The organism is Nostoc sp. DedQUE05, from assembly GCF_034530955.1.
Lineage (GTDB): Bacteria > Cyanobacteriota > Cyanobacteriia > Cyanobacteriales > Nostocaceae > Nostoc.
This window is the reverse complement of the sequence record NZ_JAVRCB010000025.1, coordinates 116,230-128,493: the sequence shown is the minus strand read 5'-3', so window position 1 is coordinate 128,493 and position 12,264 is coordinate 116,230. Positions and strand designations below refer to the sequence as shown.

Genomic DNA, 12,264 nt, shown 5'->3' with positions numbered 1-12,264 from the left:
ATTGGTCATTGGTCATTGGTCATTGGTCATTGGTCATTGGTCATTGGTCATTAGTGAGAAACAACATAAAGGACAAATGACAAAGGACAAACACAATAATATCCGTTGCCACCATACTTAGTAGCAACGGATATTAAGATTAAATCCGCTTAAAAATCTGTGAATAGGATCTACTTATCTTTTGGTTTCTCAAAGCGAGGGGGTTCGCGAAATGCGATCGCAAAGAAGAGAGTACCTATACACAGAGTAAAAATCAAGATGTACGCAACGCTTTCCATATTACGATTTCCTCTTTATCCAGCCAGTAATTAAAGTTCTGAGTGCTGAGTGCTGTTAGCGGAAGCGGGGCGTTTAGCCCGTGCTGAGTCAGAGCCTTAACTCGGAACTCAGCACTTCTTTACTCAACACTGAAATTAAAGGGCTTCTTTCCGGCGGGTTGACTTATCGCCCACTTTCTGGAATAGACCCCACTCAACTTGCTCTTCAAGATCGGCGTCAACACCAGCAAATACGTCTCGGTAGATTGTCCGAGCGCCATGCCAGAGATGACCAAAGAAGAACAAGAGAGCAAATACGGCGTGTCCAAAGGTAAACCAACCTCTAGGACTGGTGCGGAATACACCATCAGAGTTCAAGGTTTCCCGGTCAAATTCAAAGATTTCACCGCCTTGAGCCTTACGGGCGTACTTCTTCACATCAGCTGGCTCTGTAAAGGTCTGACCATTCAGATCGCCACCGTAGAAACTAACGGTAACACCAGATTGCTCGAAGCTATACTTAGATTCTGCCCGACGGAAGGGAATGTCAGCGCGGACAATTCCATCTGCATCAGTCAAAATCACTGGGAAGGTTTCAAAGAAGTTGGGGAGACGACGCACGGTCAATTCCCGCCCTTCAGAATCTTTGAATACGGCGTGACCTTGCCAAGACTGAGCAATGCCATCACCCTTCACCATTGGCCCTGTACGGAATAGACCGCCTTTAGCGGGGCTATTACCGACGTAATCGTAGAAAGCCAATTTTTCAGGAATCTGCGACCAAGCCTGATCGAGGGTTGCACCTTCAGCAACGTTAGTTTGGACGCGGCGCTGAATTTCTTGACGGAAGTAGCCTTGATCCCATTGATAACGGGTAGGGCCAAACAATTCGATGGGCGTGGCGGCATTACCGTACCACATAGTACCAGCAACAACGAAAGCAGCAAAGAAAACTGCTGCAATACTGCTAGAAAGTACTGTTTCGATGTTCCCCATCCGTAGGGCTTTGTAGAGCCGTTCGGGGGGTCTAACTGTCAGGTGGAATAAGCCTGCAATAATACCAACAACACCAGCAGCAATGTGGTGAGCCGCAATACCACCAGGGTTATAGGGGTTAAAACCATCTGGGCCCCATTCTGGTGCTACTGCCTGGGCCGCACCAGTTACACCATAAGCGTCAGAAACCCATATCCCCGGCCCAAATAGTCCGGTGACGTGAAAAGCACCAAATCCAAAACAAAGTAGACCAGATAAGAACAGGTGAATGCCAAACATCTTTGGCAAGTCTAAGGCGGGTTCACCAGTGCGGGGATCTCTAAAGAGTTCCAAATCCCAGTAAACCCAGTGCCATACGGCGGCTAGGAACAGCAGACCGGAAAGAACAATGTGAGCGGCAGCAACGCCTTCAAATGACCAGAAGCCAGGATCGGTTGATGGACCACCAGTAACGTTCCAACCACCCCAAGATTGAGTAACACCCAAACGTGACATGAAGGGCAGGACGAACATTCCTTGACGCCACATTGGGTTGAGAACTGGATCGCTAGGATCAAAAACAGCTAGTTCGTAGAGTGCCATCGAACCAGCCCAGCCTGCTACTAAGGCTGTGTGCATTAGGTGTACAGAAATCAGTCGCCCTGGATCATTCAGAACGACTGTATGTACTCGGTACCAGGGTAGTCCCATCGACTACGCTCCTCCTCGATGAGTTAGTTTACAAAGCAATTTTCTTACTGAGGTTATGAGAGACGAAAATCGCCACTCATAAAACTCTCTCTTGTTTTTTGTTATTGCCAGAGCCAGAGTATCACCACAGCGTAGTCTTAAGAAGTCAGACAGCGTGGGTGCTTTGGCAATGCTTACTCGCTTCGGGAGGTTTACCTATGATAGGGTAGCCATCGCCAAGCAAAAATGAGAATGTTTTAAAAAGTGTAACTATTGATGGAATTGTTTGCAAGCGTGTAAATTGATGCGATCGCGTAGCATCTCTAAGTTTTTTCGCTACCAATACCCGTCTAGGATGAAATTTGCTTATCTTTTCTTTACGTAGGGATTGGGGACTGGGGACTGGGAAAATATTCCAAAATTTGCTGTAGGTAATAAACCGGAACATCATTTTTGAGCTAGCTGATTACCCAATCCCCAATCCCTAATCCCCAATCCCTAATCCCCAATCCCCAATCCCCAGTCCCCCATATTTACTGAACCACCAAGTGGATATTTTGCAGTTGACACTTTGCCTCAGCTGTACCCAGGCGTTCGATTACCTGTTCGGCGCTCATCAGACGCTTGAGTACTACTTGGCCGATGGTCTGACTACCAATTACTGGTGTTGTTGGCTTCACTTCTACGGTTAAAACGGCTTCTTCAACTCGATAAAGCCAGAGCAATTCATTTTCTTCGACTAAACAAATATTCATTCGCTGAATATCTGGTTGGCGTCGCCATGCAGTTATTTGCCAGAGTCCATCAGATGCCCAAACTCTTGCAACTGCCCATCCCTCAGATAGAAAGAAATACTTCACGGTCTTAGTCTCACTATTAGACTTTCAATCTGCTGTTAACAATATCGCGATCGCTTTAGTCGCTGATGTTCAAACACACTTCTTTTTGAGAATCTAGCCGATCTTGACGAAAAAACCCTTTATCGGTGTCTATTCCCAAGCAGCAACAGGTGAAATCTCAACTTACACTACTTGGGCTAAGTGTCAAAGCTTAACAAGACCTATTTTTCTAGTAACTATGAATTTACGACAAATTTAACCAATGTTAAAAATTTTAATTACATAAAAACTTTTCAATAGTTAACAAATCTTAAATTTAAAATTATGTATTTCATCAATGATTTTTTGTAACCAAATAGTGCATAGGCGTAGCCCGTTGTAGGCATCACAGCAATAAACTTGATTATGAAGTTGAGTATCCGCCACAAATTTTTGATTTAGATAGCTCCGGAGCGTTCCATTGCAACAAGAACCACTATAAATTGTGAAGATTCAGCATAATAGTCACAAATGTAGTAAAATTGCTGACCGCTGATATCAAATATATTAACGCCATGACCTGGTTTTCCTTGTCCGTGAAACGGTGGGGTCGGATTACACAATTCCTATCTTTGTTCTGTCTATGTTTATTTTTAGTTGTTAGTTGCGCTCCTCGTCCGCAATCAACTACGCCGCCATCTGGTGCTGTAAATACCCCTACAGGTGATGGTCGTATTACTATCGGTACAACAGCCAAGCCAAGAACCCTCGATCCTGCTGATGCTTATGAGTTAGCAGCTTTAGGTTTGGTGTTTAATATGAGCGATCGTCTCTACACATACGAACCAGGAAGCATCGAAATTAAACCTCAACTAGCTACAGCATTACCCAAAGTCAGTCAAGACGGCTTAATTTATACCATCCCCTTACGTCAGGGAGTAGTTTTTCACGATGGGACTCCCTTCAACGCTCAAGCAATGGCCTTTACCATTCAGCGCTTTATTGAAAATAAAGGAAAACCCTCATTTTTACTAGCTGATATAGTAGATTCGGTAAAACCTACAAGCGAGTATGAGTTAACCATCAAGCTGAAAAAGCCCTTTGCAGCTTTTCCTTCACTGTTGGCGTTTCCTGGAGTTTGTGCAGTTTCGCCAAAAGCTTACGAAGTCGGCGCTGGTAAATTCAAGCCGAATATTTTTGTGGGAACTGGCCCTTACAAATTAGGACAGTATGGTACTGATTCCATCCGATTTGATGCGTTTGATAAATATTGGGGAGAAAAACCAGTTAACAAGGGTGTTAATCTCCAAATTCAAACTAGTCCGGTTAATTTGTTTAATGCTTTCCGTACAGGTGCAATCGATGTAGCTTATCTGTCACTGCAACCAGATCAAAATCGCAGCTTGGAAGAAGGTGGTAAAAAAGGGGATTGGCAAGCGATCGCAGCTGAAGGTAGTGTAGTAAGTTATCTGGTATTAAACCGGAATCAAAAGCCTTTAGATAAATTAGAGGTAAGACAAGCGATCGCCTCCTTAATTGACCGTCCACTTTTAAACGAGCGAGTATTATTTGGTCAAGCAGATCCGCTTTATAGCATGATTCCCACGACATTTAAAGTTTCTGTGCCATTATTCAAAGATAAATATGGCGATGCTAACTTCGATCGAGCTAAAAAATTATTAACTACTGCTGGCTTCTCCAAAGAAAATCCTGCAAGAGTGCAAGTTTGGTATCCTTCTAGTTCACCTACTCGGAGTTTGGCAGCACAGACACTCAAATCTCTTGTGGATGTCAAAATGGATGGAATACTGCAATTTGAAGTTACCCAAGCGGAAGGGCCTGCCTTCTTTAAAGACATTGCCAAGGGTTTGTATCCAGCAGCTTTACTTGATTGGTATCCAGACTTTTTAGATCCAGATAATTACGTCCAGCCATTTTTGTCTTGTGACAAAGGTTCAACTGCTAAAGGATGCGAAGATGGAGGCAGTCAAACTCAGGGTTCGTTCTACTATAACGAAGCCATAAATAAATTGATTGATGGGCAACGCAAAGAACAAAACCCCGAAGCGCGTCAGAAAATTTTTAACGAAATTCAAACGCAAGTAACTACTGATGTACCTTACGTTCCCTTATGGCAAAACAAAGACTATGTATTTGCCCGAAATGGTGTTAATGGCGTAAAACTTAACCCTACCCAAATTCTGATTTACCAGACACTTAAAAAATAAATTGAGAGTTAGGAGTTAGGAGTTAGGAGTTAGAAGTTAGGAATTTAACTTGTTGCAAAAGTCAAAAAATCATGAATGTGATTCTGAGCAAAATAAAGATGTTCAACTTCACTAAATATAGTAATTAAAAAATTTTTGCAAGCTAGCTGTCTATCTTAATTCCTAATTGCTAACTGCAAATTATCAACTCCTAACTGCTCACTCTCAACTCCTAACTGCAAATTATCAACTCCTAACTTTTAACTCCTAACTCCTAACTAAATATGTCTCGTTCTAAAGCTTTACAATATTACATTGTTTCTCGGTTGCTTCTTGCGCCACTCCAGCTATTAACGATCATCACGATTGTATTTCTCTTATTAAGAGCAACACCAGGAGATCCAGCAGATGCAATTCTCGGTGGACGTGCGCCAGAAGCAGCTAAAGAAGAATTGCGAAAACAACTCGGTTTAAATCTTCCCCTATGGTTACAGTACCTCAATTATTTGGGAAATTTGTTGCGCTTTGATTTGGGAAGTTCTTTGTTAAGTCGGGGAGAGAATGTTTGGGACATCATTGGCCAATATTTCCCAGCGACGGTGGAGTTAGCAGTATGTAGTATGGCGGTTGCACTCATCGTCGGAATTGCGGTTGGAACTCTTTCGGCTTCTCGTCCTGGGACATATTTTGATGTCGGCGGGCGCTTATTTGGGATTATCACCTACGCACTCCCCATGTTTTGGGCGGGAATGCTTTTGCAGTTGATTTTCTCAGTCCAACTCGGTTGGTTTCCCAATTCAAACCGCTTTCCGCCCAATCTTCCCGCTCCCATTACTGTGACTGGATTGTATACAGTTGATAGCTTACTCGGTGGAAATTTTACCCAGTTTTTCGCATCTTTGCACCATCTGGCTCTACCAAGTCTCACTTTGGGAATTTTGCTCAGTGGGATTTTTGAGCGAATTGTGCGAGTGAATTTAAAGCAAACTTTGCAAGCCGATTATGTAGAAGCTGCTAGAGCCAGAGGTATTGGTGAAAATAAGATTTTAGCCTCCCACGCTTTAAAGAATGCCCTAATTCCAGTAATTACAGTCTTGGGATTAACTTTTGCATCTCTATTGGGTGGAGCGATTTTGACAGAGGTAACATTTTCTTGGCCTGGGTTAGCTAATCGACTTTATCAAGCGATCGCCGATCGCGATTATCCCACAGTCCAGGGAGTGCTGGTCTTTTTTGGTGCGATCGTTGTCAGCGCCAGCATTTTGATTGATATTTTAAATGCTTATGTAGATCCACGAATTCGGTATTAAATTTCTTGAGAAATACCACTGGCTAAAATCCCCAGAATTTTATTTACATCTTTGAGATAATATTCGCTTAAATCAATGGTCAATGTTTGTTGTTGTAATTTGAGGAATTGCCAAATACTGCCAGTTGTGACTGCTCCGTAAATTGTTTGAATCTCAGTTGCAGCTTGCTGATTAAAAATTTGGGCTGCTACCATTTCTGCTGCACACTGACCAAAACCCGCATTAATATTTTCTTTTTTGGCTTCTACAACTGTAATTACTGGTGCTGTCAAAATGAGAATTTCTGGAGATTTAGTAATAATAAAATCGCAAGTGCCGTTTAATCCTTTGCTATTATCGACAGTGAAATCTACTCCAGAAAATAAACTAACTTTTTCGTGTAGTTGTCGGCGTAAATCAACTAAGATGGGAGCAATAATTAACTCAGAACGAGCTTTTTCACTATTACTGCCTAAAGCGATATCGAGGTTATAGTTGAGTGTTTCTACAAGTAAATTACTCGCTGTTAATTCAGGAACGGCAGCGAAAATATCGCGTTTTTCTAACGTGGTTAAACTAAACTCTTGTTTTGCTTTAGCTAAACTAAACTCGCTGTAAGCCATAAAACTATTACTCGCTTTCCCTTTCAAACAGAAGACTGAAATTACTGTCCAACATCCAAGTTAAAGTAGAAACTCCCGTCAACAATTCTGTTGCTACCAATATACTTGATAATGGGTATGCTGACTTGGTGCTGTCCTGGTTCAAGCTTCCAAGTTTTTTGGAAGTTACCACTATTATGACAAGCAGCATAAATCGGGAAGTTACTAGGAGTGAAAAGTCCATTTTTATAACTCTCAACTCCATGTTTAAATAAATATCCTCTGACTTCTACTTTATTGAGTAGAGTTTGAGATGGTATGCAATAATAGACGTCTGATAATCTTAGAGTATCTCCAGATTTGAGAAAGAGGCGATCGCGATTTGTCACTTGCTGAAGTTTGTTACTATTAACCTGCACTGTAAGATTAGCGACACACACTTTATCAGCAAGAACTTTGTCACATATTGCAGAGGTGGCGGTGACAAAAGGCTTTGCTTCTGAAGCAGATTTTTTATCCCGCTCAATTAATGCAGGCGCTACTGTAGCTAGTATGGCACTGGTAGCAGCGATGAGAGCAAGTACAAGCTGTTGTCTAAAAGTTACCATTTTTCAAACTCCTCAACTTTTTTTGGTATAACACCATCATCACTTGAGACATAAGCTCTATGGGTAGGCGCTAGTAGGGAGTTTGAGTGATTAAATTGTTGTAAGGGAAAGTAGGCAAATGTAGGTTTGTAGGGTAAAGTATTACACTACTGACTGATTTTAACTTTGCTCTGCCAATTCCCTTACACCTAATGGATTCACAAAAAGCATTAACATTCATTAATAAGCTACTTGCAAACGATAAGCAAGTCTTAAATGACTTAGAACAAAAGCTCTTTTTAGGGATGTGGGAAGGGAAGGAGTATGCAGAGATTGTTAATGATGGCTTTTATAGTACACAATATGTGAGAGATGTGGGTGCAAAGTTATGCACAAAAATTACAGAACTTTTAGGAATACAAGTTAAAAAAAGAATTTTTAAAAATTCAATAATAGCAGGATATCAAAAGTTTTCAGAACAAGCTTCACTTTCCCAACGGAGTTCGCATTTGTTACTTTGGGGTTCGCATTTGTTATTTCGACGACCCCATTTGCTATTATTGATGGCTTATCTTCTTAAACTGCGCGGGTCGAGTGCATCTCTCAGCCCATCACCGAGTAAGTTGAATGCCAGCACTGTGAGTATAATCAGCACAGCCGGCGGCCAAATTAGCCAAGGTTGCAACACCAAAATTGAAGCATTGCTAGCCAGAGATAACATATTGCCCCAAGAGGGGTCTGGTTGTTGAATACCCAAGCCGATGAGACTCAATATCGCCTCTGAGCCAATAAAGCCGGGAATTGCAAGAGTCGCAGAGATAATTACATAACTAGCCGTTTGCGGTAAAACATGACGGATAATGATATAAATTGGGTTCGCGCCCATTGCCCGCGCGGCTTGAACAAATTCTCGCTCTTTAATTGATAGTACCTGTCCCCGAATCACCCGTGCTAAACCAGCCCAGCTAATCACCGAAGTAATCACCACAATCAGCAAAAAGCGCTGGGTACTACTTAAACCTGCTGGTAAGACTGCGCCCAATGTCACCAAAAGATAAATACTAGGGAAAGTCATTAGCACTTCTGCCAAGCGCATAATGATGCTATCAGTCACACCGCCGAAATAGCCAGAAATTCCCCCGATCAGCAAACCAAGGGGATAGGTAATGATAATGCCAAAAATCCCGATAAACATACTGATGCGACCGCCATGTAGCAAGCGACTAAATTGGTCGCGGCCTTGGTCATCAGTGCCGAAGATGTTGACTTTTGCACCAGTTGTTGTGCCAAATAAATGCCAATTTAAGGGGATACCGCCAAAAATTGTGACTTCATCCCACTTCGGCGGTAATGGCAAACTCATCTGCAACAATCGGTATTCTGACCCGGAGACAAATAGACGCAGAGGCGAAGGCTTTTTCGAGTCTACAATGAGTTCGCGATCGCCTGTATCTAAATTCGTATCTCCCTGAGTTGTCGGATAAACATAAGGCCAGGTAAACTGCCCTGACTGAGAAACCCAGTGTATCTTCGTTGGTGGCAGCAGCGAACCATTAGGCTGTGAAGCATAGGGGTCATAAGGAGCTACGAAATCAGCTGCAATTACTCCTATATAGAAAATTAACAGTAAAATTGCCCCAAATCGTGCTAAAGGATTTTTCTTAAGTCGTCGCCACCAATCCATAGTAGTTAGGAGTTATAAGTTAGGAGTTATGAGTTATTAAATTTTTATCTTAATTCATAACTCATGATTAATAATTTTCAACTCCCAACTTTTGTACAGACAAGGGTTAATCGCGTCTCTACTCCTAACTCCTAACTCTTAACTGCTAACTTCTCCAAATACCGCTGCTGTTCTTCTTGTTGTTTTTCATGTTCCACAACAAACACGTTTGAGTAAAGATTTGCGAGAATTTGTTTTCCCTGTTGTGTCAATGATAGATAATGCAGTCCTTCTTGGATATAAGGATATACGCCATTCCAGTAAAACTTAGCGTAGTTGTTACGCAAATCGGCAGGGGTTTTATAGCCCAAAACTTTATTTACACCAGTTTCTTCAAACTCGTAAAATAAAGAAGTAATTTTCTTCAGGTAACGCGGGTCACTTAGTTGACCAATTAAATCAGCAGCCCGGACTAATCCTGCAAAACACCTTGTATCTTGATGATCTTCTGCCGCAGGTACGGGAAATCGAGTCAATTCAATATTGCTCTTAATTGCCTCAGCATCGATTAATTTGTGACCTCCAAAACGCTCATCGATGAAAAGCTTGGCTCTATCAACATGATAAGGTGTCAGACTGGCATCAGAAGCACCAGCAGCTACAGAAATCATTCTGCCATTTTTACCTGTGGCATATAAGTTTGCTGTTTCTCGGTCTTGCCGACAAACCCCTTTAACGTAGCCAATATCGTGACACACTAAAGAAATAATACAATGCAACCAGTCTTCACTGGAAACACCGCCTTCCCTGATATGTTTGCCACGTAAAATTTCTTGCCCCACTAAGGCAACTAGGACTGTGTGTTCAACATTATGGTAAAGGGCATCGCTATTAGCAATGTTTTCCAAAGCCATGTTACCCGCCCAAGCGATAATATCCTGATAATCATTTTTAAAGCAGCCATAAGTGCGGCGATAGCCGTCTCGAATTTCATTTACAAAGGCATCAATTAAAATTTCAGTGGCATTGAACATATCTGCTTACTCTGGTAAATACCAATTTTTTATTGATTTGATTGATTTCAAAATTCCATAATCAAGGCCACCCTTGCTGGAATTTCAGGCAATGGAGTTTGCTCCTTTGTAACTCACGTGTAGCTGTAGACGCTAGCTTTATCTGTGCCTGAATACACGGCTTCCTGGCAACACAAAGGCTTTAGAGAAATAATTGATTACGTATAAAAAATAATTTCCTGGTCTACCAAGGTACATAAATACTTTCGACTCTAATTAGATAAATCTAGATTGGCTATATTAGTTTTTCATATTTAGGCATTGGTTGACAGTGATCTCAATACAGATGGTGTGTGACATAGAGTAGCTTTATGAGATGAGAGAATTTTTTGTATCATAATCTACATAAAATTTATTACCATGCTTTGATAGTAAATTTGCTTACTTTAAAAGTTGTATTATATACTGTTGCAGATAAAAGACATTCACTATGAAATGCGTCATAGTTGATATCGAAGTAAATAAACTTCAAGTTTTCTTAAGAAAATACCAAGATTTGGTATGCATAAACAGCAAGTAGAGGTGAAATGTGAGCGATGAAAGTCTTTCAGAAGTTGAGGTGGAAGAAGCTATAACCTCTGAAGATAGGAATTTTTTAAGCAAATCAGATCAAAAGCAGACCAGGGCATGGTTGAAGCCATTATTCTTGGGTACTGGTTTAGGAATTGCGATCGCCTTACTTGCAATGAGTGTATTAAATCGTTTTCCATCCCGTCAACAAAGCGCGGTAGCGGATAAAAAAGTTAATCCAGCGATGACAGTTACTATCGCCACAGTAGAAACCGCCCGTGTTGTCCGTACACTCAAAACTACTGGGACTGTAGCCGCGAGTGATTTAATTCCCGTGCTACCGCAAACAAACGGTTTACAAATTAAAAGCATCCCCGCAAATGTCAAAGAAGGAGCTTTTGTCAAACAAGGGCAAGTGTTGGCAGTGTTAGATGGTTCCATACTGCAAAGCCAAATTAGCCAAGCAAAAGCAGATGTGGAATCGAAACAAGCAGATGTAGCATCCAAACAAGCTGATTTGGCATCCAAGCAGGCAGATTTGCTATCAAATAAAGCAATAGTCCAGCAAAAACAAGCCGATTTAGCTCAAGCTAAGGCGAGGTTGGAGGAAGCAGCCAAAAATTATCAGCGCTATCAACAACTTGCTGACTCTGGGACGATTAGCAAACAAGAACTTGATACTCGTTCTTACGCTGTGAAAACTGCCATAGAAGTTGTGAACCTGTCCCAAGAAAATATACGTAGTGCCCAGGCTAATATCGGCAGTGCCCAAGCTAATATTAATAACGCCCAAGCGATCGTCAACAAAGCCAAAGCCGATGTTAAAAGCAGTGCTGCTAAAGTGCAACAACTGCAAACTCAATTGGGACAAACTGTGGTACGTGCGCCGGTTTCAGGAGTAATTGCCGAGAAACTAGCTAGAGTCGGTGATGTCACTGGCGTACCGCCGCAAACCCAGGTGGGGACGGTGATTGGTGGCACACAAAAGCTATTTTCGATTATCCGAGATGAAAAGTTAGAACTTCAGGCGAAGGTGCCCGAAACTCAACTAACTCAGGTGAAAATTGGCGCATCGGTGCAAATTACTTCTGATGTCGATCGCCGGGTGCGATCGCAAGGACGAGTCAGAGACATACAACCACAGCTGAACGATCAAAGACGAGAGGCGACAGTAAAAATTGACTTGCCACCAACGACTTTACTCAAACCAGGAATGTTTGCTAGTGCTGCAATTACTACTGACTCAGGAATGAAAATGGTAGTGCCACAAAAAGCAGTGCAGTCCCAAGCTGACGCAAGTGTAATTGTATTCATCTTATCGAGTGAAAATACAGTCAGCAGCCAGAAAGTCGAATTAGGAGATCCTGGAAATAACGACACCGTAGAAATCAAGAGTGGGTTACAGTTAGGCGATCGCGTTGTCGTTGATGGTGCAGGCTATCTCAAAGATGGCGATCGGGTTCGAGTTGCAAATTGAAGAAAATAGGGAAAAATAACCAATGACCAATACTTTTCTGCGAGACGCTACGCGTAGCTTGCTTCCCCGGAGGGGTACGACTACGCTCAGTACAAGTGACAAATGACAAATAACCA

The 12,264-nt window shown here is 42.0% G+C and carries 11 protein-coding genes; 3 read left to right on the top strand and 8 right to left on the bottom strand.

The window, feature by feature from the left end; all coding sequences use genetic code 11:
* Nucleotides 1-170: 170 nt before the first annotated feature.
* The 4 genes from RMZ42_RS19415 to RMZ42_RS19400 all read right to left on the bottom strand — a co-directional run bounded on the left by RMZ42_RS19415 (nt 171) and on the right by RMZ42_RS19400 (nt 2,782).
* Nucleotides 171-278 (bottom strand): photosystem II reaction center protein T, encoded by a 108-nt coding sequence (locus tag RMZ42_RS19415; protein ID WP_084227385.1) that lies wholly within the window; start codon nt 276-278, stop codon nt 171-173.
* 135 nt (nt 279-413) lie between these two features.
* The gene (gene psbB, locus RMZ42_RS19410; protein ID WP_322672925.1) at nt 414-1,943 is read right to left on the bottom strand and encodes a photosystem II chlorophyll-binding protein CP47; all 1,530 of its coding nucleotides are present in this window, start codon (nt 1,941-1,943) and stop codon (nt 414-416) included.
* Nucleotides 1,944-2,088: 145 nt separating this feature from the next.
* The gene (locus tag RMZ42_RS19405; RefSeq protein ID WP_322672924.1) at nt 2,089-2,373 is read right to left on the bottom strand and encodes a hypothetical protein; all 285 of its coding nucleotides are present in this window, start codon (nt 2,371-2,373) and stop codon (nt 2,089-2,091) included.
* An 82-nt stretch (nt 2,374-2,455) separates the two neighbouring features.
* Nucleotides 2,456-2,782: a hypothetical protein gene (locus tag RMZ42_RS19400; protein WP_289795423.1), complete on the bottom strand. Its 327-nt coding sequence runs from the start codon at nt 2,780-2,782 to the stop codon at nt 2,456-2,458.
* A gap of 533 nt (nt 2,783-3,315) precedes the next feature.
* Here RMZ42_RS19400 and RMZ42_RS19395 point away from each other — a divergent pair.
* Both RMZ42_RS19395 and RMZ42_RS19390 read left to right on the top strand, forming a co-directional pair.
* Nucleotides 3,316-4,968: an ABC transporter substrate-binding protein gene (locus RMZ42_RS19395; protein WP_322672923.1), complete on the top strand. Its 1,653-nt coding sequence runs from the start codon at nt 3,316-3,318 to the stop codon at nt 4,966-4,968.
* 263 nt (nt 4,969-5,231) lie between these two features.
* Complete coding sequence (locus tag RMZ42_RS19390; protein WP_322672922.1) at nt 5,232-6,257, top strand: ABC transporter permease; 1,026 nt, start codon at nt 5,232-5,234, stop codon at nt 6,255-6,257.
* On the opposite strand, the gene RMZ42_RS19385 is transcribed toward RMZ42_RS19390, so the two are convergent.
* The 4 genes from RMZ42_RS19385 to RMZ42_RS19370 form a co-directional block, all read right to left on the bottom strand.
* Nucleotides 6,254-6,859: a hypothetical protein gene (locus RMZ42_RS19385; protein WP_322672921.1), complete on the bottom strand. Its 606-nt coding sequence runs from the start codon at nt 6,857-6,859 to the stop codon at nt 6,254-6,256. The genes RMZ42_RS19390 and RMZ42_RS19385 overlap by 4 nt on opposite strands.
* 41 nt (nt 6,860-6,900) lie before the next feature.
* Nucleotides 6,901-7,446: a hypothetical protein gene (locus RMZ42_RS19380; RefSeq protein ID WP_322672920.1), complete on the bottom strand. Its 546-nt coding sequence runs from the start codon at nt 7,444-7,446 to the stop codon at nt 6,901-6,903.
* Nucleotides 7,447-7,993: 547 nt separating this feature from the next.
* Entirely contained in the window at nt 7,994-9,109 is a 1,116-nt protein-coding gene (locus tag RMZ42_RS19375) for an ABC transporter permease (protein ID WP_322672919.1), read from the bottom strand.
* 131 nt (nt 9,110-9,240) lie between these two features.
* Nucleotides 9,241-10,122, bottom strand: coding sequence for an Npun_R2479 family HD domain-containing metalloprotein (locus RMZ42_RS19370; RefSeq protein ID WP_322637286.1), 882 nt, complete (start codon nt 10,120-10,122; stop codon nt 9,241-9,243).
* Between the two features lie 568 nt (nt 10,123-10,690).
* On the opposite strand from RMZ42_RS19370, the gene RMZ42_RS19365 reads away from it, so the two are divergent.
* Nucleotides 10,691-12,148, top strand: coding sequence for an efflux RND transporter periplasmic adaptor subunit (locus RMZ42_RS19365; RefSeq protein WP_322672918.1), 1,458 nt, complete (start codon nt 10,691-10,693; stop codon nt 12,146-12,148).
* Nucleotides 12,149-12,264: the final 116 nt, after the last annotated feature.